General features: G+C 53.8%; 22 protein-coding genes. 7 read left to right on the forward strand and 15 right to left on the reverse strand.

The window, feature by feature from the left end; all coding sequences use genetic code 11:
* Positions 1 to 408: 408 nt before the first annotated feature.
* Complete coding sequence (locus tag PLIM_RS20810) at positions 409 to 1464, forward strand: DUF1559 domain-containing protein (RefSeq protein WP_013112289.1); 1056 nt, start codon at positions 409 to 411, stop codon at positions 1462 to 1464.
* Positions 1465 to 1727: 263 nt separating this feature from the next.
* Complete coding sequence (locus PLIM_RS20815; RefSeq protein ID WP_013112290.1) at positions 1728 to 2774, forward strand: prenyltransferase/squalene oxidase repeat-containing protein; 1047 nt, start codon at positions 1728 to 1730, stop codon at positions 2772 to 2774.
* Positions 2775 to 2790: 16 nt separating this feature from the next.
* Here the strand turns inward: PLIM_RS20815 and PLIM_RS20820 are convergent, their stop codons facing one another.
* From PLIM_RS20820 to PLIM_RS20830, 3 genes are all read right to left on the reverse strand, one after another.
* Complete coding sequence (locus PLIM_RS20820) at positions 2791 to 3216, reverse strand: VOC family protein (protein ID WP_013112291.1); 426 nt, start codon at positions 3214 to 3216, stop codon at positions 2791 to 2793.
* Positions 3217 to 3325: 109 nt separating this feature from the next.
* The gene (locus tag PLIM_RS20825; RefSeq protein WP_013112292.1) at positions 3326 to 3709 is read right to left on the reverse strand and encodes a hypothetical protein; all 384 of its coding nucleotides are present in this window, start codon (positions 3707 to 3709) and stop codon (positions 3326 to 3328) included.
* Positions 3710 to 3863: 154 nt separating this feature from the next.
* Positions 3864 to 4619: a glycosyltransferase family 2 protein gene (locus PLIM_RS20830; RefSeq protein WP_013112293.1), complete on the reverse strand. Its 756-nt coding sequence runs from the start codon at positions 4617 to 4619 to the stop codon at positions 3864 to 3866.
* A 418-nt stretch (positions 4620 to 5037) separates the two neighbouring features.
* Here PLIM_RS20830 and PLIM_RS20840 point away from each other — a divergent pair, with 418 nt between their 5' ends.
* Together PLIM_RS20840 and PLIM_RS20845 are read left to right on the forward strand one after the other, a co-directional pair.
* The gene (locus PLIM_RS20840; RefSeq protein ID WP_013112294.1) at positions 5038 to 5391 is read left to right on the forward strand and encodes a hypothetical protein; all 354 of its coding nucleotides are present in this window, start codon (positions 5038 to 5040) and stop codon (positions 5389 to 5391) included.
* Between the two features lie 326 nt (positions 5392 to 5717).
* Complete coding sequence (locus PLIM_RS20845) at positions 5718 to 6497, forward strand: 3-keto-disaccharide hydrolase (protein ID WP_230849355.1); 780 nt, start codon at positions 5718 to 5720, stop codon at positions 6495 to 6497.
* Between the two features lie 168 nt (positions 6498 to 6665).
* Here the strand turns inward: PLIM_RS20845 and PLIM_RS20850 are convergent, their stop codons facing one another.
* Together PLIM_RS20850 and PLIM_RS20855 are read right to left on the reverse strand one after the other, a co-directional pair.
* Positions 6666 to 8714 carry an ATP-binding protein gene (locus PLIM_RS20850; protein WP_148227211.1) on the reverse strand — a complete coding sequence of 683 codons (2049 nt, stop codon included), beginning with the start codon at positions 8712 to 8714 and terminating at the stop codon, positions 6666 to 6668.
* Positions 8715 to 8794: 80 nt separating this feature from the next.
* Positions 8795 to 10075 carry an SIR2 family protein gene (locus tag PLIM_RS20855; protein WP_052301715.1) on the reverse strand — a complete coding sequence of 427 codons (1281 nt, stop codon included), beginning with the start codon at positions 10073 to 10075 and terminating at the stop codon, positions 8795 to 8797.
* An 885-nt stretch (positions 10076 to 10960) separates the two neighbouring features.
* Here PLIM_RS20855 and PLIM_RS20860 point away from each other — a divergent pair.
* Both PLIM_RS20860 and mutS read left to right on the forward strand, forming a co-directional pair.
* Positions 10961 to 11248 carry a hypothetical protein gene (locus PLIM_RS20860; RefSeq protein ID WP_013112298.1) on the forward strand — a complete coding sequence of 96 codons (288 nt, stop codon included), beginning with the start codon at positions 10961 to 10963 and terminating at the stop codon, positions 11246 to 11248.
* A 280-nt stretch (positions 11249 to 11528) separates the two neighbouring features.
* A complete protein-coding gene (gene mutS / locus PLIM_RS20865) occupies positions 11529 to 14156 on the forward strand; it encodes a DNA mismatch repair protein MutS (RefSeq protein ID WP_052301716.1) in 2628 nt (875 codons plus the stop codon).
* A gap of 260 nt (positions 14157 to 14416) precedes the next feature.
* Here the strand turns inward: mutS and PLIM_RS20870 are convergent, their stop codons facing one another.
* The 4 genes from PLIM_RS20870 to PLIM_RS20885 all read right to left on the reverse strand — a co-directional run bounded on the left by PLIM_RS20870 (position 14417) and on the right by PLIM_RS20885 (position 16343).
* Positions 14417 to 14854, reverse strand: a complete 438-nt coding sequence (locus tag PLIM_RS20870; protein ID WP_013112301.1) for a hypothetical protein — start codon at positions 14852 to 14854, stop codon at positions 14417 to 14419.
* Between the two features lie 129 nt (positions 14855 to 14983).
* Positions 14984 to 15331 carry a hypothetical protein gene (locus PLIM_RS23375; protein WP_013112302.1) on the reverse strand — a complete coding sequence of 116 codons (348 nt, stop codon included), beginning with the start codon at positions 15329 to 15331 and terminating at the stop codon, positions 14984 to 14986.
* A gap of 46 nt (positions 15332 to 15377) precedes the next feature.
* Positions 15378 to 15902, reverse strand: a complete 525-nt coding sequence (locus tag PLIM_RS20880) for a hypothetical protein (RefSeq protein WP_013112303.1) — start codon at positions 15900 to 15902, stop codon at positions 15378 to 15380.
* 120 nt (positions 15903 to 16022) lie between these two features.
* Positions 16023 to 16343, reverse strand: coding sequence for a hypothetical protein (locus PLIM_RS20885; protein ID WP_013112304.1), 321 nt, complete (start codon positions 16341 to 16343; stop codon positions 16023 to 16025).
* 712 nt (positions 16344 to 17055) lie between these two features.
* Here PLIM_RS20885 and PLIM_RS20890 point away from each other — a divergent pair.
* A complete protein-coding gene (locus tag PLIM_RS20890) occupies positions 17056 to 17853 on the forward strand; it encodes a DUF1559 family PulG-like putative transporter (RefSeq protein ID WP_148227212.1) in 798 nt (265 codons plus the stop codon).
* A 223-nt stretch (positions 17854 to 18076) separates the two neighbouring features.
* Here the strand turns inward: PLIM_RS20890 and PLIM_RS20895 are convergent, their stop codons facing one another.
* The 6 genes from PLIM_RS20895 to fliN all read right to left on the reverse strand — a co-directional run bounded on the left by PLIM_RS20895 (position 18077) and on the right by fliN (position 24203).
* Positions 18077 to 20374, reverse strand: a complete 2298-nt coding sequence (locus PLIM_RS20895) for a peptidoglycan D,D-transpeptidase FtsI family protein (protein ID WP_013112306.1) — start codon at positions 20372 to 20374, stop codon at positions 18077 to 18079.
* 77 nt (positions 20375 to 20451) lie between these two features.
* Positions 20452 to 21456, reverse strand: coding sequence for a flagellar biosynthetic protein FliR (locus PLIM_RS20900; RefSeq protein ID WP_013112307.1), 1005 nt, complete (start codon positions 21454 to 21456; stop codon positions 20452 to 20454).
* A 65-nt stretch (positions 21457 to 21521) separates the two neighbouring features.
* A complete protein-coding gene (fliQ, locus tag PLIM_RS20905; RefSeq protein WP_013112308.1) occupies positions 21522 to 21797 on the reverse strand; it encodes a flagellar biosynthesis protein FliQ in 276 nt (91 codons plus the stop codon).
* A 63-nt stretch (positions 21798 to 21860) separates the two neighbouring features.
* On the reverse strand, positions 21861 to 22880 hold the full coding sequence (gene fliP, locus PLIM_RS20910) for a flagellar type III secretion system pore protein FliP (protein ID WP_013112309.1): 1020 nt from the start codon (positions 22878 to 22880) through the stop codon (positions 21861 to 21863).
* A complete protein-coding gene (locus tag PLIM_RS23380; protein WP_013112310.1) occupies positions 22877 to 23602 on the reverse strand; it encodes a FliO/MopB family protein in 726 nt (241 codons plus the stop codon). The genes fliP and PLIM_RS23380 overlap by 4 nt, the downstream gene beginning before the upstream one ends.
* 19 nt (positions 23603 to 23621) lie before the next feature.
* A complete protein-coding gene (gene fliN / locus PLIM_RS24845; protein ID WP_230849358.1) occupies positions 23622 to 24203 on the reverse strand; it encodes a flagellar motor switch protein FliN in 582 nt (193 codons plus the stop codon).
* Positions 24204 to 24326: the final 123 nt, after the last annotated feature.

A 24326-nucleotide genomic window follows, 5' to 3' on the forward strand; every position in this document is an offset into this window, starting at 1 on the left:
CAGACAATTTTATAGTACTTTGCGTCATTTTTGATCAGGTTGATGTCATACGCCAAGCAGGCATTCGCTGCGTGCGTGCATCTGTGACGCGCGGATCAGCTGACAAAACTCCAGAGATTTTGCCGCTTCAATACAGATTTCCGAAAATTGATGCGTTGGTAGCAAACTCGCGGACCCAATCACTCAGCTGCATCAAACTGTTGCGCCGCGCGACAGTTTGATGCAAAGACTTAATCCATGTCGCTTTGAAGATCATGCCGCGGGGATGCCGTTTGACACAACCTCATGATGTGCAATTGGTTAGTGATTTTGGATATCCGTGGCATCAAAGCTGCTACTTGAGACTGACAAATGTCGAGTGGCGGCTTTGTACCGTCCTGAGTTCGTAAGTTTTGTCAGAAGATGGAAATGATGAACGAATCATCGCTGTCACGTCGCCGCCTTCATGCCGGCTTCACTTTGATTGAATTGCTGGTGGTCATCGCCATCATTGCCATTCTGATTGCCCTGCTCCTTCCTGCAGTCCAGCAGGCACGCGAAGCGGCCCGGCGAACGCAATGTAAGAACAATCTCAAACAACTGGGGCTGGCAGTTCACAACTACGAATCGGCTCTCAATGCGTTTCCACCCTCGGCGACGATCAATACGTCGGTGACAACCACGGGAAACAATGGGTCGTGGTCGATTCATGGGAGAATTCTCCCTTATCTGGAACAGGGCAACCTGTATTCCAAAGTGGACTTGAGCATTGCGTGGGATAATCAACTCGCGATCAGCGGATTGAAGATTCCCAGCTACGCCTGCCCAAGTGACCCCAAGTCGGATACAGTACGCGATCCCGGTGGCGGACGGGCACTGCTTTATCCCACCACCTATGGCTTTAACTACGGCACTTACTTTGTCTTCAACCCCACCACTGGTCAGGGTGGGGATGGAGCGTTCTTTCCCAATAGTAAACTGAGTTTCAACTCTTTTACCGATGGTACCAGCAATACGCTGCTCGCAGCGGAAGTGAAGGCTTGGACTCCTTACAACCGCAATGCTTCGAGTTTTTCGTCGACGACTCCACCGACCAATGCCTCGGCTGCGGCAGCTCTACTAAGCCAGGGAACTGATCCCAAATACAACCCTGCAACAGGGCACACCGAATGGCCAGATGGTCGAGTCCATCATGCTGGTTTCACCACCTGCATGAATCCCAATACGAATCTTTCAACAACGCATACCGATGGAGTGACCTATAACGATTGCGATTTCAACTCGTGGCAGGAAGGTCGCAATGGAAGCACAGGTTCACCAAGTTATGCAGTCATCGTCTCACGCAGTTGGCACGAGGGGATCGTGAATGTCTGTATGGTCGATGGCTCAGTGCGTACGGTGAGTGAAAACATCGACAATGGGATCTGGCGGGCCTTAGGAACCCGCAATGGTGGCAGCAACGAAACCACCGTCGGCGAGTTCTAACCTGATTCCACCCGGATTCTGCGTCTCAGGCTGTTGATTCGGTGTTGGCCCGCTTAAAATTGACGGTCGTGTGTCGAGTGATTTCTGACTGTTTGTATGCCGTGATTGACTGATGGTGAAACGGTCCGTCGTCCTGGGTAACGTTCTCATTTGCCAGCTTTGGACGGGATTGCCCGTTGTTCAACTTGACGTGATGGGGTCTTCTGATGGTTTGCACTTCCCTCCGCTGTTTAGGTCTCGCTCTTATTGCCGGAGTATGTCTGGTGGCTCAGATTTCTGAAGCTGCCACCCCTGCCGAGATCGCCGCTTCCCGGCAGAAAGCCATTGCGTTTCTCAAGACATCCCAGGCCGAAGATGGAAGCTGGACAACCAATCAGACTCCCGGCATTACAGGGCTTGTCCTCTACGGTGCACTGAGTGCCGGTGCCGCCGCAGACGACCCGATGATTGTCAAAGGCCTCAAGTATCTGGAGTCATATCGCCAGCCCGACGGCGGAATTTACAGCCCCAAGGCTCATCATGGGAATTACGAAACGGCCATTTCCCTTCTGGCTTTTTCGGCAGCGAACTCCGATGGCAAATACAACGATCTCATCAAGAAAGCCGAAGCCTATATTCGCGGTGTGCAATGGGATCAGTCCGAAAAGATTGAATCCTCGGATGTGCGCTGGGGTGGTGCAGGTTATGGGAAAACCAACGATCGGCCCGACCTTTCGAATACAGCGTTCTTCCTCGAAGCCCTGCAGACAGCGGGTGTGAAATCGGATGATCAGGCCGTGCAGAACGCACTGGTGTTCCTGTCACGCTGCCAGAATCTGGAATCTGAGTACAACACCACACCGGCAGCCGCCAAGATCAATGACGGTGGCTTTTACTACACCCCCGCTCTGGGTGGCCAGTCTCAGGCGGGTACGACTCCTGAAGGAGGCTTGCGTTCGTACGGCAGCATGACCTACGCGGGCCTTAAGAGCATGATTTACGCGGGGCTTAGCAAAGACGATCCCCGTGTAAAAGCTGCGACCGAATGGATTCGCAAGTTTTATACAGTGGATGAAAATCCTGGCCTGGGTGATCAAGGGATCTACTACTATCACCAGGCCTTTGCCAAAGCTTTGAACGCACTGGGAGAAGAAGTTCTCATCGATGCCCAGGGCAAAGAGCACCGCTGGCGGGAAGATCTCGCGAACGCACTGATTGGCAAACAGCAGGCCAACGGCAGCTGGGTAAACAAAAATTCCCGCTGGATGGAAGGCGACCCGAACCTCGCGACAGCCTACGCACTGATGGCACTGAAATACGCGACGAAGTGAGCAAGCTTCCGGGTCGTCATAGCCAACTCTTCTTCGGAACTTCTGGCACCATAGGCTGGGCGTCAGCGTATGTTGAGACTTCGATGAGGTTCGAGTCTGGATCTCTCAAGTAGACCGACATGATCGGCCCGGTTGCACCTGTGCGGGCGACTGGGCCTTCAATAATGGGTACATTGCAGGCGATTAAGTGATCGATGACTTCGTTGAGTGGTACAGAGGTGATGAGGCAGATATCACCCGAACCAGGTGTTGGAAGAGCCGCCCTGGGCTCGAGTTCTTGACCGGTTTCGTGAAGATTGATCTTCTGATCTCCAAAGCACAGCGCTTTTCGACCTGAACCGAAAGTGACGACACTCATCCCTAAGACTCTGGAGTAGAAATCGCATGTCGTCGAGATATTGGCGACAGTGAGCACCAGATGATCCAGTTTGTCAATATGCATCGATCGAGTCCTTGAATCTCGCCAAGTCTTGCAGGTTGGCTTACGACTTCCAGTTCAAGCATGCGGAATTGGGTATATACGGCACTCGCCTTGTTTGTGATTTCGAATATCAACTCAGGTAGTGGCCAAGGGAGATGATCGATGAGCCAAACCATGCCAGACAGGCCAGAAGATACCCGCACCATGCCAGAACATGCACGCCGGGCGACACCCGGCTCTTGATGAACGCAAAGGGCGATAGACTAGCGAGCAGCCCAACAAACAAGACAACGGTCCAGAGGACGAGCATCGGGGGGCCGCCAATCTCTCCCGAATTTGCAAAGGGGCCTGTCATCGGGCCCATGACCACGCCAAGTGCGATGGCTGCAATGTGTCGTGGAGTCTTATCCGTTCCTGCGAATTCGTTGTAGATGAGACAAGCACGTACAGCGATTATCGCTGCAATCGCTGCGAACGAGACAAAGGCAATCAGGTGGTACCGGGAAAGCCGCATGCCCTGATCTCTTAAATGATCATCGAACGCTCACAATTTAATGAGAGGCAACTCACCTCCCAGAAATGCTTCAGAAGATACTCATTTGAAAACGCCCGACGATGTTCGCGAAGTGGCCTCTCGTACTAAACCGCAGGAACTCAACACTGCCAGATCATCGCTTACCAAACAGCGGTGAGCGCCACACTTTGCATCGGCAGGCGGCGTAAAGAACGAGTACCTGGAGTGTTCTCAAGCCGTAAACCACGCTGCGGCGGAAGTTGATACTTGAGGCTTCATCGAAATAGCGCACGGGGACGGGGATATCACCCAGCTTAAAGCCATACCAGACCGCCTGCGCCAGGAACTGACTGTCAAAAACGAAATCGTTTGAGTTGTTCTTGTAAGGAATCGTTTCCAGGACTTCTCTGCGGTAAGCACGAAAGCCCGAGTGAAAATCGCCCAGGTTCTGCCCGAGCGAGATATTCTCAATCAGTGTCAGCATGCGGTTGAAGAGGTACTTATAAACGGGCATGCCCCCTGCAAGTGCTTCCTGCCGGGTGCGAATGCGGGAACCCAGCACGACATCGCAGATGCCCAGCTTCAAAAACTCAATCGCTGCCGGGATGACCCGGCTGTCGTACTGATAATCGGGATGAATCATCACGACGTAATCAGCACCCAGTTCGAGTGCCCGGGCGTAGCAGGTTTTCTGATTGCCGCCGTAACCCTGGTTGGTCTCGTGCTGAATCACTTCGAGGCCCAGCTTGCGGGCGACTTCGACCGTTTGATCTTTGCTGCAATCATCGACCAGAACAATGTGCTGCACACTGCCCGCCGGGATGTCGGCCACGGTTCGCTCCAAAGTCGCTGCCGCGTTGTAGGCAGGCATGACAGCCACAACGATGGGAGATATCACCGCCTCGCCCACGTTTGCTCACTCCTCTTTCAATCTGGCATTCAAGCCCAGGGTCCATATCCGACAGTTCATGGGGAAGTTCCAGTTTCCCGCATGAGCCAGGCTTCTCTCCTGAGATCCGGTAAAAGAATGGAATCTCTGTCACCCTTTTTCAGGATGAACTTTCACTTCCAATCATGCCAAGATGCTCCCCAAAAACCTTTTGAGAGGCCACTCTGCCGGAGGCAATCTCGTGAGATTTTCCCACTTTTCCAGCGAAAACCACTCTTCACCAGTGCTGCGGGGCTCTTGAAGAGATAATTGGTCAGCGGACTGCTTCACATCTTTGTTTTGTGACCACAGGATGAACTTCCCGCGCGGACTGGCATCTGGCGCTTGATTTCGCGAAACTGACCACGATAGGTTTTCAGGAGTTGTCGGGAAGATTTTCATGCCCGGCAGTGGCAGCCTTCGACAGGCCTTTGTCCTGAGAAGGATCTCACAGAATCTGCAGCAGGTTGTGACGGACACGATGGCTAAAAAGAAATCTGCCAATGATGCCACAGGCCGTAAAGTGCGTGTGAAGGCCGAAGTGACCTCACCCGAGTTTCCCGAGATTCTGCTGGCTGGATGGACTGGCACCGTCGTCGAAGTGACTGGCAAAGCTCCCGCCGAGAAATATGTCATCGAGTGGGATGCCGAGACATTGTCCAGTATGCCGGCCGATTACATCACACGGTGCGAATCGCAACAGTTATACCATCTCATGGCCTGCCTCGACGCCGAAGCGGTCGAAGCGGTGTAGGGCAGGCTCCCGCCTGCCTGCCTCTTTTCTTTGGGTAACATCAACTGGAAATGCCCAACGACCGGCGAGTACATGGCCCTGGTAGTATTTTCTTCTTCACTGTACCAGCCCCCCGACGACGAATCTCTCGTATTCGTTTGAATCGATCATGGTTTGGGTGCAGCGAGGAAGGCAGGCAGGAGCCTGCCCTACTTTTCCCGATTGCCTGTGGCGTTTGCTGTAGGGATTTGTTTCGATAGTTGTGTGCAGAAAGCGTCCTGCGGATGGGACGTTGATCTTCCATTCTGCCGCAGCCCGAACAGACCTCCCTGATGAAAGCTCGCCCTATGCCCACCTTCCGCTTCTCTTCCCTGACCAGGCTCGCAGCACTGATGCTGAGTGTCGCTGCGATGACCTCGCCCGCTCTTCAAGCTGCAGAAATCGTTCGCGAAACCTTCGACGACACCGGCTTCGAATCGATCTTCGACGGCAAAACACTCGATGGCTGGCATGTCAGCACCAAGACGGGGCACAGCCGGGCGAGTAAGAACACCACGGGTGGGAAATGGGTGGTGGAAGATGGCGCGATTACCGGCTCCCAGGATATCCCTGCCAATGGCGGCATCATCATCACCGACAAGCAGTACGGCGACTTCGAAGTCGTCCTCAAAATGAAGAACGACTACGGCCCCGATAGCGGCCTCTTCCTGCGCAGTACCGAAGATGGTAAGGCCTGGCAGTATATGATCGACTATCATAATGGCGGGAATGTCGCCGGTATCTATGGCGAAGGCTTAGGGGGCAAGCCTCACTTAAGGAACTACGACTTCCTCGATGCTGTTACAAAGATCAAGACCAAGGACGCCCCGGTCGCCGCACCGGTCTCGGCGGAAGAATGGCCCGAGTTCTGGAAGCACGGCGAATGGAACGAACTCCGCGCCCGGATTGAAGGCAACCCACCGACCATTACCACCTGGATTAACGGCGTGAAGTTCATGAAATGGACCGAAACCGAACTCCGCCACCCCGAAAAAGGCGGCATCGCGCTCCAAGTCCACGGCGGCGGCAACTTCGTGGATCAGTATGTGCGGTATAAGGATATTAAGGTGAAGGTGCTCGGGAAATAATTATCCACATAAGCGAGCGGAGCAAGATAACCCTCCGCTCGCGCTTAAAGTGAGGGGAACTTATATCAAATGCTCGCAACAGTTTCCTGATTGTTTGTTTAAAGCTCTCAAAATCTTATTTGCCGCAGTAGGAAAGAGAACGAATACATGTAGGGAAATACTTTGAATTCACTCGCCTACATTTTCTAGCAACTCTCCATCTTCAGTTTCATCGACTTTGACCTGTCCTACCCAGTCCCCAACCACTTCTTTCCAATCCAAATCGCGAGGCTTTTCGTGCGTCCATACATCCCAGAAATCAGGGTCAGATGAATGTGGCCGCTGATCCGCGCGCAACTCGTCAATTTCTACAAGAATCGGAATTGGTGTTGCCCAGCCAAGCAAAATCGCTTGACGCGAGGGCAGACTTGGAAGCTCGGCCAACAATCCTGCGACATTGTCAGGCACAAGCTTGCCAACGAGGTGCTGGTCAGCATCATTTACGATGCGATGCAAAATGAATGTGTTGCACTGCGCCAGGACGGTAGCTGACAATTCTGAGGGCCTTTGTGACGACACAACGAGTCCGAGTCCGAACTTGCGTCCTTCGCGGGCAATTTTCTCAAATGTCTCCCGACATAGTGCAGTAGCTGTTGCCGTGCCGGAGGATTCTTCATGCCCTTTACGCACGAATGTATGCGCCTCTTCAAGTACTAGGACGGTCGGAAGTGACTCACCGGCGGCATTATCGCGCCGATAACGCTGAAGTGACTCAAACACAAGTCGGCCCAACACGGCGACTACGATATGGACAACTTCACTTGGGATGAGAGAAAGATCAATGATCGCCACATTTCCATTCGACGCATTATCTGCCCCCACATACTCTTCAAGCCACGCCTCAAACGTAGGATTTCCATTGACGACAGCCCCGAGATGCTGATCCGCCAACATTGCTCGAATACGCAAACCGAGAGTCGCAACGAAGCCCGCCACACCGGCACCTTGCTCAACGGCTATACGTTCAAGATGGTCAGCGAGAATATTCACGTCGAAGTAGCTTGGCGAGTCTTCGCTGATAGGCCCTTCCGGAGCAACATCGGGCAATACTTTTGCACAATCCTCTAGCGAAGATCGAATACTCTCCAAGTCTGATACGAGGAAGTCGTTGTAGTATTGGCCCGATTTCCTAGATTGCTCGATTTGTAATGCAGCCGAAGCAGCGTTCTGCATTAACGTTTGTGCTTGACCTTCAAGATCACCCGACCATGCTTGACAGTCCTTCGCTATCCCATTCAGCAAACCAGCGCATTCAAAACGAGGTCGAGGAGAACCAGCAAACGCTATGGTCCCACGGCTCAACATCTCCGAAACTCGCACCATGTAAGAGATCACATAGCGTCGTAATATTGCTTCACGCGATCCCCGCGAAACAGAGCCACTCTTCAAATCTCTTAACCCTTGCATCAACAAAGGCCGTTGGGCACCGGGTTGAGCGTTGGAAATGGCCGTCCATTCATGTCCGCACCACATCCAGGCTGGCACCTGCAAAGCACGATCATCTCCGGAGACTGGCGGAACTTTAAAAAGACGGACATTTTGAGGGTCGTCCCGAAAAGCATTCGAGTATTCAGCGTTAGGATCGAGAACGATAAAGCGGGCATTGGGACGTCCCGTCTTGCCGGTTTCGGACATCTGCTTTTTGGCTGCATCCATCGACCAGCGAATCAATCCGGCAACCGTGCATGACTTCCCGCTACCGGTATTCCCCAGCACCGCGAGGTGCCGCCCGAACAGCTTGTCTGGGTCGACCATGATTTTCGTACTTGCCCCGAGGGGCGACACGCCGATCTTGACGCGCCTATCCGTATCCTTCGCCCCAACGATTGCTTCAATTTGTTCGGCAGTGGGAATCAACACCTGATCCCCGACAGAGGGAAAGGCGACAACGCCACGGGAGAGCACATACTGGGTGCGCGAGGTCTTGTCGCGTTTGCATGTCAGCGTTGCGACTGGTGAAACTGCCATTTTTCGCAACGGAAATGGAAGGTCGATCAAGCCAAAGTCCTTGAGGCCAGATCGTTTCGGGAATGGTGAACGCTCAATTCCTATCCAGGAAATGTAAGCAACCGTCGCCCCCGCTTCATGGGGAATCAGCACATAACCGTTCAGGCGCGGAAACGCGACAGGCGACCCAGTGTTCAATGCCGTCGTGTGCGGAGTGTCGAGTTCAAGCATCACCCGCACTTGATCAGGAGCAACTGACTCTACGACACCGACTACGAGGCCAGAGAGATGTTCGACTGGTGAAGTTGCCACTACACCTCCCCTGAAGCTGAGTCAACCAGAGTGGCAGCCACAGGTCGGTGCTTTAGAAGCTCTGTCATCCGGCTCGTAATATAATCGAGGGCGGGTTTCGGCAAATAGTTTTCGACCAGCGTCGAGATGTTCGCGAAATGTTCCCCAATCAACAGCGATACCTGAGCGGTGCGCGTCTGTTCGCAGAAGTACTTAAGCCGCTCGTCTGCGCTATATGCGATCACCACAAGGTGCGTAGATGGAATCGAAAGCATGTCCAACAGGATACGGTTGATGTGGTCGTCCCCGAAACCGTACCCATAGGTCACGACCACCGCATTTGGGCGACAAATTGAGGCCGCGAAGTCACGGAAAAGTTCCGCATATGGATAATTGGTCGTCTCGATATCCTTCGCCGGGTTTGGGTAGATCATGACTGTATCCAGCGGATTCGCCGGAACGTCCGTGTGAGTGTCTGGCGCGCCGAACGGAATTCCCTTCCTATGAATACGGCGATCACTCTTGTCGAATGTCCAATCCAGTGACCCGTGCAGCTTAGTGACACGAATCACACCTTCCATAAACCGTGGTTCGCCGCGAATACCCGGCGGGTTGTAATGAAGATCAACCTCTACACGAGAAGCACGGAAGATTGGATTCAGCGTTCCTACAAAGCGGTCAATCAACCGGAGCCCGGCTAAATCGCAGCCATATTCGATCAATCTGTCATAATTTGTTGTAAAGATATGCAACCGCTCGCGAGAAGCGGCGCGGCTCGCGAAGCTCAAAAGAAATGACTGCAGTATGTTCTGCGATTCCAGCCTCTTGTCGATGTCCGGCGCTGCAGAAATTCCCCGTTCTGTTGCAAGCAGCGATTTTAGAAACTTTAGGAGCTCTTTATCCATCGCCGCCCTGAGAGCCCCCCAGTTTGGATCGCTGATCACCTCCAGACCCTCAAGGAGTGCAACTGCGCTGCGAAACTGATCCTCAATATTTGGGTTTCCGCGATGCATCGCATTAGCAGTCTTCGCTGCATGGGCGTCAATCTGGGCATCGTATTTTGTGCCAAACTCCACCATCGACATGCCGGTAGCAGGGCTGTCGGCAATATACGAAACGGCGTTCGTGAAACCGCTGCCAAGCAACAGATTCAGATGCTCCGCCTGAAATACTGCCGACAACCAAGGCTCAATGCATCGCCGTGCTGTACTGACAAACGTTTCGTATTCCGCACCAGTCGGGAGGGCATCCTCCACAAACTCGTGACTGCCAACGCGATAGGAGTGCGCCTTCAAGTCCATGTCGATGGCCCACCAATATAAAACAAAAGACAAAATAAGAGTCAGTCGCGATTTTACAAGTAAATCGGCTGGCCGTCCATATTTATAATAACACTTTTTATTATGATTCGAATACTTATACAATTCTAAGGGCACGAAGAAAGATAATCGTCGCGTTTTCTTACTCCCTGCGGCTCTTTTTCATTAATTTTCTGCGATCAGAAAATCGTATGAGCTTTGCAATCGAAGTCATTTCCATTTATCGCGGGAGGCAAATTATGACCATCAGCCGCACGACGGTTGTAGCCATTATAACTCAATCGTTATGTTGGCTACATGCAAGAATTAGCTTTTAATTTCTTCATTTGTCTGAAAAGCAGTCAATATCTCTGGTTCGATTGCCTGGAGATCAATCTCAAACAACCCGCTGCGCGTCGCCTGTGTGTTTCGATATCGTTTACAGCGACTTCTGAATCATTTCCAGTCGAGGTTGTGAGTCAAGATCTGCCTCAGGCTTTTCATTTTTGGGGGTTATGTGTTGTGTGCACCAACTTTTCCGCAGGGCGTGCCTCGTGTCGCTGATCTAATACTGCGGCTGCAAGGTCTTTCTTCAAGCCATTCAACCAACAAGGCGAGTAGGCGATTTCTACGAGGAGGACTAAGGCTTCTATTCCATCAAAGCGACTTCACACTGCCACGTTGTGGTCAATCGCGCTGTCGTCTGCTGCACCGCTTGATCCGCTCTCGCGAATTCTGCAACTGCTCTGCTCGATTTCAGAGTCGCTTGGCTGGTTGACAGGCGGGTGATCGTGGAGGATAGTCTTTCTGGTGGTTTCTGGAGGATGGGCGGAGTTTAACGTTGCCGGTTGGGCATACGATCGGGTGATTTTCTACGGGGGATAGGTCATGAAATTCTTCGCGATGTTGGCAGTGACGGCTCTTATGTTTTCGGGGATGGGTGCTGTGGCGGAAGCTCAGTGGGGTTATCGACCTGTGCGCGTGAATCCAAGGTATCCTGTGCGGGTTTCAACACCGACATATTTTGTGCCGGTTTCGCAAGAGCCAGTGCGGGTTTCACGCAGCCCGAGAGTGGTTTACGAGCCCATGAATGTGGTCTATTCACGCCGACGGCCCATTCTCGGTGGGTATTCGGTCCGTGTACGACCTGCTTACCGCCGCATGGTGATGTGGTAACGAGGGAGTGTGGGCCGCCCGTTAGTAACGGTTCCTGCTGGTGCGAGAGCTTTCGTTTCCCCCGGAGCAGATTCCTGATTAGGATTGGACTGGGTCGATTTGAACCAGCTCTCTCTCCAGTGAACGTTCCCGCATGATGCCTGCCGATGATCACTCTCCCGATGCGTCTGTCCCTGATGCAGTGATGGGGGAGCATGTAGCCAGCCCTGGCGATGTTTCTCCAGCGGAAACGTTGCCCGCCGATCCTCCGTTCCCGGTGGATCGCGCGGGGCTGACGCCGATGATGCAGCGGTATCTCGAGGTCAAAGACCAGCATCCTGCGGCTATTCTGTTCTTTCGGATGGGCGACTTTTACGAACTCTTTTACGAGGACGCGAAAGTCGCTGCCCGCATTCTGGGGCTGACACTCACCAGCCGCGATAAGAACTCGGAAAACCCAGTCCCGATGGCAGGTTTTCCGTACCATGCTCTCACGGGTTATCTGCAGAAGATGATCCGTGCGGGACACCGCGTCGCCATCTGTGAGCAGGTCGAAGATCCCAAAGCGGCCAAGGGGATGGTCAAACGGGAAGTGACACAAATCGTCACTCCCGGCACACTCACCGACGACTCGCTGCTCGACCCGCGTGAAACCAATCTGCTGGCCGCCATCCTTCCCGGAAAAAGCCACAGTGGCCTGGCCTGGCTCGAACTTTCCACGGGCCGGTTCATCTGTGCCACACTTCCTGCGAGTCAGATACATGATGAACTCGCGCGACTGCAGCCAGCCGAAGTTCTGACGCCCGAACGATCGCGTGAAGATCTGACGATTGCCCGCATTCGCCTGGGTGCCTGGGCTGTGACCGAACGTCCGCCCTGGGCCTACAGGCCTGAAGAGGCTCACCGCCTGCTCCTTGATCAATTTGGTGTGGCCACCCTCGAAGGCTTTGGTTTTTCCGGCAACAGTTCATCGACCACACAGGCCACCATCGAGCCCGGGATCATTGCCGCCGGGGCTTTGCTCGAATACGTGCGGGAAACTCAGAAGTCGCAACTCATTCATCTTTCCCGGCTGGAGCCTTACGAGCCATCGCAGCATCTGTTGATTGATGAATCGACACGCCGCAGCCTCGAACTGACGCGGACATTGAGATCCAATCAGCGGGAAGGGAGTCTCCTGTGGGCCATCGATCAAACGGTCACACCCATGGGTGCCCGGCTGCTCCTCGAATGGCTCTCGAATCCACTCAAAGAGCGCACTGCCATCGAAGCCCGGCTGAACGCTGTGAGTGAACTGGTGGTTGACCTGCGGACGACACAATCGCTGCAGGAGATCCTCAAAACGGGTTACGACATCCAGCGGCTTACAGCCCGCATCGGGACAGGCCGTGCCACGCCGCGCGATCTGGTCAGCCTGACGCGCACGCTCAGTCTTTTGCCGCAGATCAAGGCCCGTCTGGCTGGCCGACGATCGACCCTGCTGAATGAACTCGAAGCGAAGATCGATCTCCATCAGGACTTGCGAGAAGCCATCGAAGCGGCACTGGTCGATGAACCGCCCCTCAATCTGACGGAAGGTGGTGCCATTCGGCCCGGCTTTGATCCTCAACTTGACGAATGGCGCGATCTGGCGCGTGGTGGTAAAGAATGGATGGCAGCCTATCAAGCCGAAGAGGTCCGCCGGACAGGGATCGCGAATCTGAAAGTGGGCTTTAACCGCGTTTTTGGTTTCTATTTAGAATGTAGTGCCAGCCAGGCAGATAAAGTTCCTCCCGAGTATATCCGTAAACAAACTCTAAAGAACTACGAACGCTATATCACCCCCGCTTTAAAAGAGTATGAAGATAAAGTTCTGCAGGCCGAAAGCCGGTCGATTGCTCTCGAACAGCAACTCTTCAGTGACTTGCGGCAAAAGGTCAGCTCTCGCGCTGCAGAATTGCGAGTAACGGCAGAATCATTGGCTGTGCTCGATGTTCTCTGCAGTTTTGCCATACTCGCCACGCGGCGGCAGTATGTCCGCCCGGAGATCGCGAGTGAACCAGTGCTGGAGATACGACAGGGGCGTCACCCGGTTCTTGATCAACTTTTGCCGACAGGTGGATTTGTCCCGAATGATATTCGCCTGGGTGGCTCGAATGGTTTGATCCAACTCATTACCGGCCCCAATATGGCAGGTAAGAGTACATATATCCGTCAGGCAGCTTTATTAACAATCCTCACACAGATTGGTTCGTTTGTCCCGGCAGAATCCGCCCGGATTGGTCTGGCGGATCGGATTTTTGCCCGTGTCGGTGCCAGCGATGAACTGGGCCGGGGGCAATCGACATTCATGGTCGAGATGACTGAGACAGCCCGGATTCTGCATTCGGCCACCGCATCGAGCCTCGTGATTCTCGACGAGATTGGCCGTGGCACCAGTACTTATGACGGGATTTCGCTGGCCTGGGCCATTACCGAGTTCCTGCATGATGCCGTCGGCTGCCGGACGTTCTTTGCGACGCATTACCACGAATTGACCCAACTGAGTGCTTCACTAAAGTCGGTGATGAACTGGAACGTGGCAGTTCGCGAACATAATGACGATGTGGTTTTCATGCATCAGATCGTGCCTGGGGCGGCTGATAAAAGTTATGGCATTCATGTAGGTCGGCTCGCCGGCCTGCCGGGTGTGGTGCTCGACCGTGCGCGTGAAATTCTGAAAGTGCTGGAAGCCGAGCAGACGGATCATCTCTCGCAGGATCCGGGGAAATCGCGACTGCCAGCGAGAAAAACCCGCCGCTCACGCGAGCAGCAACTCACACTCTTTGAACTGGCTGAACACCCGATTTTAGAAAAGATCCGCCAGCTCGATGTGCATGGAATGAGTCCCGAAGCCGCCTGGCAGGAACTCGCCCGCCTGCGCAGTGAGCTTTCAGCGGATAAAGGATGAATCGAATGCCAGCAGGGCGATTCAGGAGATATTCAGCCCGAGTGTCGGTTCAACGTACCTCATGACTCCTCCATGAGTGTTTCCAGAAACTACCATGTCAGACAGGACGGGTGGCTAAATGAGGCGAATCGGGTTGCGTGGGAGCCGAGGAAAGTGGCAGAATTGTAATGTTATGTAGTAACCAAGAACGTGGTAGTACGCCTTCCGGTTTAAATACGCCGGATCGTCTGTTCGGATTCACGGAAATTTTAGGAATTAGTTTACTGCGTTTGGTGAACTGTAAAAACAAGTTCTGCATTTAATTTGGCAATCCCGGCTACGCAATCGACGGCAAGTGCAGGTCCGCTTGCATATGGATAGGCTTGACCGGACCAGTGAACAGTAAACACTGTATCTCCGCCCGTAGCTGCTTTGATGATCACCTCTCGATGCGGCAAAAGGACGCCCAGCAGGAAACGTAAATGTTCATTGACGTCTTTCGTTGCAACACGACTTTTGCTACTAAGTAGCCAACAGCCCCGACGACCAGAACTGCGAGCGACACCCTTAGAATCGAAGCTTGGTGCCTCTGCTGGAATCGTCCAGTCGCCATTGATTCCAAGTTGGCTGGCAAAATTTTCAAAGACGTTACCATCATTGAAAATTGCGAAATCACAGCCCAAACACCTACTGCAATTCTTTGCGATGTCGTCAGTCACGAACTTCTCCAACCTAACTCGCCGGTTAACTCAGGCGAGGCCAACCATCATCGATTTGGGAAATGCTCACCCGGTAGGTGCTTCTTTGGTTCGTGGAGTCATTGGTGGAAAATTGGCCAAGCGTGCCGGTCAATGTTGCTCACGTGCATACCCCATCTCATCATGGACCCATCGGTTGCAGTACGCTTTCACACTGGCGACATCGTCACGATTGAGTTCAAGCCACTCCTTGGCGGCCTGACGCATTTTCAATTCAGCTTCGCGACTTTCTCCCGGACGACTTTCAACCCAATCGGTGAGTGAACCCCATATCAACCATAATGGAAGCATAAGATCGGGTGATTCCGTCGCTAGGGACATTGCCTTGCCCCAGATCCTCGACGCAACATCATAGACTGAAGTTTGTCCATTCAGCATACTTTGCATTTCGAATTCGATCTCGCGCAGGCCGCTTAAGACTTTTGTGTCATTGTACATATGGTTGAGTCATGAACAGCGGCCATCACTCAGTCGCCGCCAAAAACTATGATTGAAAATCACGGTTGCCCGCCGACTTGGGTGGATTGCTCAGTTCGTTGCAGTTATGTATGGCTTTGATGAGGCGCAGCTCAACGGTTACTCGGTTCTTGCGGATTTGATCCATCAGGCATGTAGCATCCAAAAGAGGGCACTGAAAGTCGCCATTGATTCTACCATGCCGAAAACAGTTGCGAGCAAGGGTGTGCCGATTACATCCAACATGGAATGTTCGAACTTGGGGATCGTAGACAATCATGAGTTCGGGATTTGACGATAACGAGTCAAACCAATCCTCGCCCCATTCTTGTAACCCGAGTCCATCGTCGTGCGGAAGGAACTTGCCGCCAGAGATTTTCGCGTTGTCATTAGACGGATCAAACGTCTCGAACAGGAAGATTTCTTTGCGAGAGTCACACAGCCGCACGAGTTCAGCCCGGTCATCTTCCTTAAGACTTACCCACCATTTGTCGGCATCGGCGACAAGAAGTGCCGGTAGAGAATCACGCAATGATCTCGGCATCATGACCATGTCTGTTCCCCGTAGATTAAGGCGGCGAAAGATGGAGTTAACAGGCGTTGCCAAAGCGGCGCCGTGAAAGAGACAAGAGTTATAGATCGATTGTGTGAGAAGTGGCTCAAAGACGGAACGTCAAAGTTGAACGTCGTTTTCGGCATCTTCGCCCCAGGGGATGTTCAGTATTTCCGCACGACGCTTAAGGATAGCGTCACCCGCCGCTTGAAGATCGGGAAAGCAAAGTTCAGACGGTACAACCTCTTCTGACTGTTTCGCTGGGCCGATTTGAAAAAATTCTCCACGTTGATACTCCACGTCATATTCGGCGAGGTCGTATTCCTCGCATTCCTTAACACAAATGAGAGCAAGCTCGTGATTGTCTGACTGCAGATGGAATGAGAATTCCACACGTTTATTCGCAATCAAATTTTGGGCAAGTCGATCGATGGAAATCATCGTGATGCCTAACAGGTATTCGACCACCGAAGTGCAGAAGTGTATTACCGTACTACGGGGTGTGGCACGGACTTGTAAAAACTGACGCTTTAGGCTGGCAAATGATTTGCGACGGATCGCCGACCTTGTATTCACGTTACACCGCAATTGCCGTCCATACGACGCCGTAATCCCCAAAAACGAAAATTGACGTCCAAAGAGCCGTCGCTTTGGTCGCAAGCCATTGGCTGCCTCAGCGAACCACGACTTTTGGAATAAACTGCGAATGCCGGAAGACTCAAGCACTTGGCGTATCGTACTGAGCAATCCAGCGTGGCAGGCGCTAACCGGGTCATCCTGTTTGATAGCAAGCCATCACGTCCGATGACCTGGGGGCCAACGAGGATGTTTGACTCCAGATTGTGGTGGGACATCCACACAGGCTTTGTTGTCTGTCATTGATGGAGCAGGGCGTGGGACTGGGGAGATACAGTTTTACAGGACATGATTCTTGAGAAACTGCGTGCTGCGTGTTCTGCTGGAGTTTGTGAAAGTGTTTCCACGGGATCTGATACGGATTGCAGTATTCAACTGCGCTATTTGGTATGGGGTGGCTGGGGCCAAACGTCTTCGCGAACCCCCAGCTCGTGCCGAAAATCGCTGGGGGTTCGAAGACTCAACCCCAGCCACCCGCCCAGCAGTTCTTTATTGGAATCCGCATAAGAGGTGCAGTATGTTTCGTTTCAGCAGGCTCCTGCCATTTGCCGTCATGTCATTACTGCTGACGCTGGTTGCCGCCGTTGGTCTCCCGTGGATGCTGTCACTGCGTGAGTTGGCTCGTAAGACGCAATGGAGAAATAACTATAAAATGGCCGGTCTGGCCCTTCATAATTATCATGACACATTTAACATGTTCCCCCCAGGCGGTGTCTTTCGAGCTGATGGCACTCCGTTTCAAGGTTGGATGTTTTCGATTGCTCCATTTTTAGATGCTTCGCCATTCTATTCTGAAGTGACAAGATTTAGTAAACCATGGGATGACCCCGAAACATTGGGCTACTACATGTATAGTAATTATCCAGTGCATGACTATACTTGCCCCGCAAAAACAAGGCTTCGTGGGCCGATGACGATATGTCACATGGCAGGCAACTCGTGGATCTTGCATCGTAACAGCAGCGTCAATTTCGAAAAGATCGGCGATTCTGCACATACCATGCTCATCGCTGATGCTGCTGAACCTTATGAAGTCTTTGGTTCAACGACCAATTGGCGCGATCCGGAATTGGCACGCAATACCGGCCCGCAGTCTTTCGGGAATTGCTTTCCGGGTGAGACCTTTGTGCTTTTAGCCGATGGAAGTGTGATTCAGGTGCCGCTCGTCGAGAATGAACGCTGGAAGCTGCTGCGTGGCCGGGAGGAACTTCGTCCTGATCCGATGGCGACCCAGCGTCCTGATACTCCCTGGGAACTGGGCGATCGTCCCTACGTTCCTCGCGACATTCGCGAACGACGGAACCGAGATAAATAGAAGGTCGCAAGGCTGCCGATCGCACGTGGTGGTTTTATATAGATAAAGTGAAGGTTGCGGTCTGGCGGCGTGCATTGTGGCGGAGATGGAGTTCACCACGAAGGACACGAAGAGCACGAAGGACGGAGTAGACATCAGTTGGAAGTGCTACTGAGCTGGTGGTGAATGTGGATATTTAAATCCTGTCTTTCGTCAACGATGGGCTTGGCACCTGAAACAAGAGCTAGTCTTCGTTCTTCGCCAGGCTGCCTGAGGGGATCAGGCCCAGTTGATGCATACGGCGGATGACTTCCCGTGCCATGGGGCCAGCCTCTTTTCCGCCGCTTCCTCCATGTTCCAGCACCACCACAATGGCATAGCGCGGCGGAGAGGCAGGAGCATAGCCTGCAAACCACGCATGATCGGCGACACCACTTCCTGCCTCGGCAGTCCCGGTCTTGCCGCAGATCTCGACTTCTTTCAGACGCACGGTCTTATAGGCGGTTCCTTGAGCATCATTCACCACTCGATACAACCCGTGACGAACCTCTTTCAGCGTCTGAGGAGCGAGTGAAGGCTTTCGCACGTTCGTGCGAGTGGTTTCTCCAGAAGTCTCCGCGAATGATGTCACCAGCAGGGGGCCTTGATCGGTCTTGAGCCGGGGAGTGAGGAGTTCTCCACCATTGGCAATGGCCGCCATAAAGCGAGCCATTTGCAATGGCGTCACCTGCAGCCGCGATTGACCAATGGCCAGGCCTAATGTATCGCCGGGATACCACGGTTCGCGGGCCGAATTCGTTTGAGGCGATGGCAGATGACCAGCCTGTTCAAAAGGGAGGTCAATTCCTGTGAGTTGGCCAAAGCCGAATTGCCGGGCTTGTTCGACCAGTGGGCTGGGCCCCAGCATGCGGGCCAGCTTGAAAAAGTAAACGTTGCATGACTGGCAAAGTGCATCTGAGAGATCTGTCGAACCATGGCCGACGCCATAATGCCGGAAGATGAGGCAGCGATCGCGCTGTGGTTGATCCAGATACCCGGCACACTCGATGGCCGACTGCGCCTTCATGCCAGCCTCCAGACCGGCAATTGCCGTGAGAGGCTTAAAGGTCGAACCCGGTGCCAGTGCCATGCGTGTGACGCGTTGATAGAGTGGCCGCCGGACATCGCCTGTTAACTGAGCCCACTCCGTGGCTGAGGGGTTCGTCAGGACATTCGCGTCATAGCCCGGAGCACTCGCTGCGGCAATCACCTGGCCAGTGCGGACATCGATCACGACGACACTTCCGCCCTGAGGTGATGTCAATCGGGTTGGCTTTTGGGGATTGTCCACATCATTCGTTGATGAGTCGCCTGGCGCATCGATCACATCGGGCAAGAGGGCTTGTTCCAGCAGAGCTTCGGCAGTGCGCTGGACTTCGACATCAAGTGACAGATACAGGTCGGCTCCGTGCCTCACTTCGCGCGTCATGACTTCTTCAACAATCTGCCCGCGTCGATCGAGTGTCAGCCGTTTCAAGCCCCTCAAGCCGCGCAACTGAGCGTCATAAGCCAGTTCGAGGCCACTGCGGCCTATGGCATCTCCCGTGCGATAATCGAGGGGATCACCTTGTGGCCACTGTTTGGTACGTTCCAGTGCTTCTTCTTCGCGCAAAGGAGTCCGCACACCGAGCAAATGGCTGGCCACCTGCCGGGCTGGATAAGTGCGGTGATGGCGGACGCGAACTTCGAGCCCGGGGTATAACTCCGGGTGTGCCAGAATCTCATCGGCTGCCGCTTTGGGGAGCGTATCGAGCACTCGCTGTGGTTCAAGTTCTTCGGCCAATATCAAAGGCCCGTTTTCTGCACGAGGTGGCGGCGTGGTTAACTCATGCTGAAACTCCTGCCATAACTTTTGGCCCCAATCGAGCCACGCCGTCACAGCATGTGGTGAAGATTCTTCCGCAATTGATCGTGTTGGCTGTATTGATCGTGTTGGCTGTTCGGTCACTGGCTGCTGCTGAATCTGTTTCTCGAGCACAGCCTGCTTCATTCGTTCGATCCGGGTCTGCACACTCTGGCGTGCTTGATCGAGTTCTTCCGGCGTCACACCCGTGACATGGGCAATACGTTCCCACAATTGACGGCGTTCGTTGAGGAGCGTGGTGGTCATCGTAGCGACTTGCTTGTCATCACGTCGTTGCCGCCGGGATAACCGACTATTCGCCTGCCGCTTGAGCCAGTCCGGATGAGGCGGTTCTTCCAGCCATCGGTAGTGCACCCAGAGTTCGAAGTTCTCTTCATCGACAGCCAGTAACGAGCCATCTGAGGCGAGAATACGACCATTGCGAGCCGGAATCTCGACGATCCGAGTGGTAGTAGCCTCAAAAACGTGAGTGAACTCTGCCTGACGATAGACCTGCAACTGCACGAGGCGATAGCCAATTGCCAGTGAGGGGAGCAGGAAGATCAGTAGCAACACTCTCAGCCGCTGGCCGGGATGATCCAGCCAGCCATATGTGGGAGCCTCCGGCTCCAGCCACTGAGATTGAAGTGAATTCCGCATCACAAGTTTTGGCTAATAGTGGAATCGAGGATTCGAAGTGTCTGTATTTGGTACAGCGATGGATGCCACCTGTCCCGTTAACCGGAGGGTGGAATCGTGATGACTTCAGGCAGGGAGAGTCCTTGCCTTAAGACGAAAAAGGTTTCCTGAAACGCATTCACGATGACAGCCGGCGAGGTACTGAAAAGTGTGATCAGCAGGAGCAGGCTCACCATGGCCTTGAGTGAGAACCCGACGGCCTGAATATTGATTTGCGGAACGGTGTGGCTCAAAAAACCAATGGCGGCATCGACCAGGCACATCACGAGCATGATGGGTGCGGCAAAGCGTATGGCCAGCGAGAACGAGGCCTGCATCAGATTGTTTAACAGTTCCACAGTTCCCGGCTCCCAGAAGGCCCGTCCCACCGGGATCGACTGAAAACTCTCGACCATTGATTTCAACATGACGAGATGCCCGCCCAGAGGTTCGAGCACCAGAAAGATGACTGTCCCCAGCCAGAAGAGGAGTTGCCCACTTTGCGAGGCATTCATTTGCAAGTCTGGGTTAAAGACTTCACCCAGTCCGAACCCTCCCTGCTGATCAATGATCTGCCCTGCCATCTGCAGACCAGCCAGCACCATCTGCACACCCAACCCTAAGAACAACCCGATCACCAGTTCTCCCAGAAGCACGAGCACGAGTTGCCCCAGGTTTTCTGGAGGTGTGGGAAGTGCTGAGTATTCCGCGGCTGTCATGACTCGATCATCAGGCGTCGAAAGCTCGGCAGATGCCGGTGTGTTTGATGACTCTGCGAGAAATCGCTCAGCGAGTGCCGGGGGAATTTCGTCGCTGGTTAATCGCTGATCCTGGTTGCCATCTCGCAGCGAAAACCCTTGAGCCGCCTGATGGCCGATGGACGGTGTCACGAGAAGTGCCAGTACAAAAATCAGCAGTACGCGGATATTCGTGGGCACGGCAGGGGCACCGAAGATCGGGCCAGTCAATGCGAGGCCTGAGAGCCTGACCAGCACCAGCAGAAAGATCTGGAACTGAAAAGTGGCTTCGGTCAGCAGCCATTCTGTCCAGGGCAAGGCCGGCATGGAGCGAAATCTACTTTCGGCAAGGTGCGTTGGAGGTTGTCAGGAAGATTCCAATGGCCTGGTTTTCATTCATTCGCCAGACGTTCTGGAATGCTGGAGTACAAATCGAGGGCATAACTGTCCATGAGGCTCATCGACCAGGGCAGCGTTAATAAGGCCACCAGCAGCATGATCACCAGCTTGGGAACAAAGCTCAGCGTCTGTTCCTGAAGCTGTGTCACAGCCTGTGCCAGACTGATGATCAAGCCGACCAGCATCGCCGACATCAGGCTGGGTAAGCAGACCATCAGCGCGACGACGACCGCATTCCGGCAGAGTTCAAGAGCAGTATCAGAAGTCATGGGAGTCAGGCGTTCATACAGGTTGAAGTAGGGTGGGAATGAACTGGTGATGCAACGTGTGCGCTATCCGGAGGGTCTGACACTTTCTAGCAGCATGCCAACCGTCAGGAACCAGCCGTCAATCATCACAAACAGCAGCAGCTTGAACGGGAGAGAAATCAGCACAGGGGGGAGCATCATCATCCCCATGCTGATCAGAATGGAGGAAATGACCATGTCGATAATCAGAAACGGCAGATAGATCTGGAACGCAATGAGAAAGCTGACTTTCAACTCACTGAGAACATAGGCGGGTAACAATGCCACCAGTGGCACGTCTTCGTAGGTGGTGGGTTCTTTCCATGTGCTCAGAGCCGGGCTGTCTTGGGGTGGCCGCATGAAGTCGATAAACATCCAGACCGAATCACTGCTCCCCGTGCGGTCAATCTGTTCGGCCATAAAGCGGCGGATTGGAACTAAAGTGCGATTGAACGCTGTCCACTCATCAATCGCTGCTTCACCCGCACGAGGTGCGGTGTACGGCCTGATGCCCGCTTCATAAGCTTCCTGCCAGATAGGTGCCATCACGAGAAATGTGAGAAACAGACAGAGCGAAGTAATCACCTGATTGGGAGGCAACTGTTGTGTTCCCAGTGCCTGCCGCAACAATCCGAGCACAATCACAAAGCGAATGAAGCAGGTTGTCATCATGAGAATGCTGGGTGCCAGAGTGAGCACGGTCAGCAGGAACATAATTTTGAGTGTGTTCGACAACCCGCTCCGAGAAGTCAGATTCGAGGCGTCCAGTCCGGTTGGTAGGGCTGGTGCAGCCAAGCCTGGAGGAAATGCGAGCGTGCTGTTTTCACCACTGTTGAAATCGGCAGGTGCGTTACCTTCGGCACCAGTTCTTACGAGTGCCGGGCTCGACAGTTGCACTGGCGCAACAGCTGGACGGAGCTCATTTGTCGCAGTGGGTCGGTTGGAACGGATGACGCCAGGTGCATCTTCCTTCAGTACAGCCTGAGCCATGCCTGGAGAAATCAGCATTCCCAGCCAGCAAGTGCCGAGAGCCACCAGTGACAATGCCAGTTGGTGCAGTTTCATGAGCTGACCTTTCGCTCGAAGAACTGCTGGAACGATTTTGTGACCTGAACTTCTGGTCGATTGGTCTTGCAGGCACCGACGAGGACATCGACTTCAATTGGTTCTGTGATTTCGGCCAGTGTTCGCGCACCATCCGGACCCAAGCCCACCACCAGCACTCGCGTCCCGACACGAATCAACTGCAATGACGTTCGCGGGTCGAGTGGACGCCTTCCCAGCACCTGCACGGCAGATTCGGGCAAGGGCTGCACGGCTCCCGGGATATGCCGCTTTAGCCATGGAAGTGTGGCTCCAGCCGTCGCGAGGACCACCACGAGAACGCCCACTGTCCACCATAACGAACTGGATGATACCTGCCGATGCGACTGACCAGTGCCAGTTTTGGCGTTTCCACGCGAGGGCAACGCCTTCCCGGAGAGTGAGAGCCCTGACTCCGCATCTGCCGTGGCAACTTGGCCTGACGTTCCAGGTGCTGGCCGGAATGTGGCTGGTTCAACTCCTTCGCCGGGCTTCGGTGGGGGTGAAGCTCGCTGCGGTTCGCCCAAAGGGACAGCCGCATCAAAGGCCCAGGAGGGGAGATCATGCCGCTGTTCTTGAGCCAGCAAAAGAGAGGGGGTCATCGACAAAAGAGACAATATCGCCACGAGAATACATCTGCAGGGCAGCACCAGAAGCAGGTGCTGCCACGTCTGAGAGCGATTGAAGGAAAGTGTTGGACGCATGGCGTCTCCCGGGAAAGGATCAGCCATCCTGTGTCAGAATTTCGGCAATACGTACACAGAAGTTATCATTCAGCACGAGGACTTCGCCGCGGGCCAGCAACTTGCCATTCACAAGAATATCGACAGGATCGCCTGCGAGTTTATCCAAAGGAACCACAGCGCCTTCTCGCAGTTGCATCACTTCATCGATAAGAAGTTCTGTCCGGCCCAGTTCAATGCGGATATCGAGTTCGACATCCTGCAGCGCATCGAGTGGAAAGACGGGTGCTGCAGCACGTGTGGGAAACGGTGTACCAAATTCTTCGAATTCGAAGCGAGCCGGTGCTTCGCCCGGAGGTAAACCTCGCATATTGCGGGGAGGCAACTCCTCCGAAAGTGCTGCCGCCAGTTGCTGCTCGGCTTGCCTGAGCGATTGTTCGGCCGATGTGTTTCTTGAGGCTGGTTGATGAGCCTGGCGTGGACTGGCTCCTGCAGGAGAAGCAGCACCGCCGGGTGGGCCAAAGAGACCGGCTGACGCACCTCCCGCACCTTCCCCGCGAGCCGCCTGCATCAGGGCTTCAATTTCTTCGGGGCTGAGGAGATCGCTCATATCGTCAGACACGGTGTTCGGACATCCTTTTCGCGAACAAAGGCTGAGTTATCATTCATGGACTGTCGAAGCCCAACTGGACAGGTCAACTGGCCTGAAGTAGGACTTCCGGCAGGATCTGCCGATCCTGCTGCC

The organism is Planctopirus limnophila DSM 3776 (genome assembly GCF_000092105.1).
In the GTDB taxonomy this organism is placed as follows: domain Bacteria; phylum Planctomycetota; class Planctomycetia; order Planctomycetales; family Planctomycetaceae; genus Planctopirus; species Planctopirus limnophila.

Excerpts from the sequence above, each read along its gene's own strand:
- PLIM_RS20810 (WP_013112289.1), top strand. The coding sequence starts at position 409 with ATGATGAACGAATCATCGCTGTCACGTCGCCGCCTTCATGCCGGCTTC.
- PLIM_RS20820 (WP_013112291.1), bottom strand. The coding sequence starts at position 3,216 with ATGCATATTGACAAACTGGATCATCTGGTGCTCACTGTCGCCAATATC.
- PLIM_RS20825 (WP_013112292.1), bottom strand. The coding sequence starts at position 3,709 with ATGCGGCTTTCCCGGTACCACCTGATTGCCTTTGTCTCGTTCGCAGCG.
- PLIM_RS20840 (WP_013112294.1), top strand. The coding sequence starts at position 5,038 with ATGCCCGGCAGTGGCAGCCTTCGACAGGCCTTTGTCCTGAGAAGGATC.
- PLIM_RS20845 (WP_230849355.1), top strand. The coding sequence starts at position 5,718 with ATGCCCACCTTCCGCTTCTCTTCCCTGACCAGGCTCGCAGCACTGATG.
- PLIM_RS20850 (WP_148227211.1), bottom strand. The coding sequence starts at position 8,714 with ATGCTTGAACTCGACACTCCGCACACGACGGCATTGAACACTGGGTCG.
- PLIM_RS20855 (WP_052301715.1), bottom strand. The coding sequence starts at position 10,075 with ATGGACTTGAAGGCGCACTCCTATCGCGTTGGCAGTCACGAGTTTGTG.
- PLIM_RS20860 (WP_013112298.1), top strand. The coding sequence starts at position 10,961 with ATGAAATTCTTCGCGATGTTGGCAGTGACGGCTCTTATGTTTTCGGGG.
- mutS (WP_052301716.1), top strand. The coding sequence starts at position 11,529 with ATGATGCAGCGGTATCTCGAGGTCAAAGACCAGCATCCTGCGGCTATT.
- PLIM_RS23375 (WP_013112302.1), bottom strand. The coding sequence starts at position 15,331 with ATGTACAATGACACAAAAGTCTTAAGCGGCCTGCGCGAGATCGAATTC.
- PLIM_RS20880 (WP_013112303.1), bottom strand. The coding sequence starts at position 15,902 with ATGGTCATGATGCCGAGATCATTGCGTGATTCTCTACCGGCACTTCTT.
- PLIM_RS20885 (WP_013112304.1), bottom strand. The coding sequence starts at position 16,343 with ATGATTTCCATCGATCGACTTGCCCAAAATTTGATTGCGAATAAACGT.
- PLIM_RS20890 (WP_148227212.1), top strand. The coding sequence starts at position 17,056 with ATGTTTCGTTTCAGCAGGCTCCTGCCATTTGCCGTCATGTCATTACTG.
- PLIM_RS20895 (WP_013112306.1), bottom strand. The coding sequence starts at position 20,374 with ATGCGGAATTCACTTCAATCTCAGTGGCTGGAGCCGGAGGCTCCCACA.
- PLIM_RS20900 (WP_013112307.1), bottom strand. The coding sequence starts at position 21,456 with ATGCCGGCCTTGCCCTGGACAGAATGGCTGCTGACCGAAGCCACTTTT.
- fliQ (WP_013112308.1), bottom strand. The coding sequence starts at position 21,797 with ATGACTTCTGATACTGCTCTTGAACTCTGCCGGAATGCGGTCGTCGTC.
- fliP (WP_013112309.1), bottom strand. The coding sequence starts at position 22,880 with ATGAAACTGCACCAACTGGCATTGTCACTGGTGGCTCTCGGCACTTGC.
- PLIM_RS23380 (WP_013112310.1), bottom strand. The coding sequence starts at position 23,602 with ATGCGTCCAACACTTTCCTTCAATCGCTCTCAGACGTGGCAGCACCTG.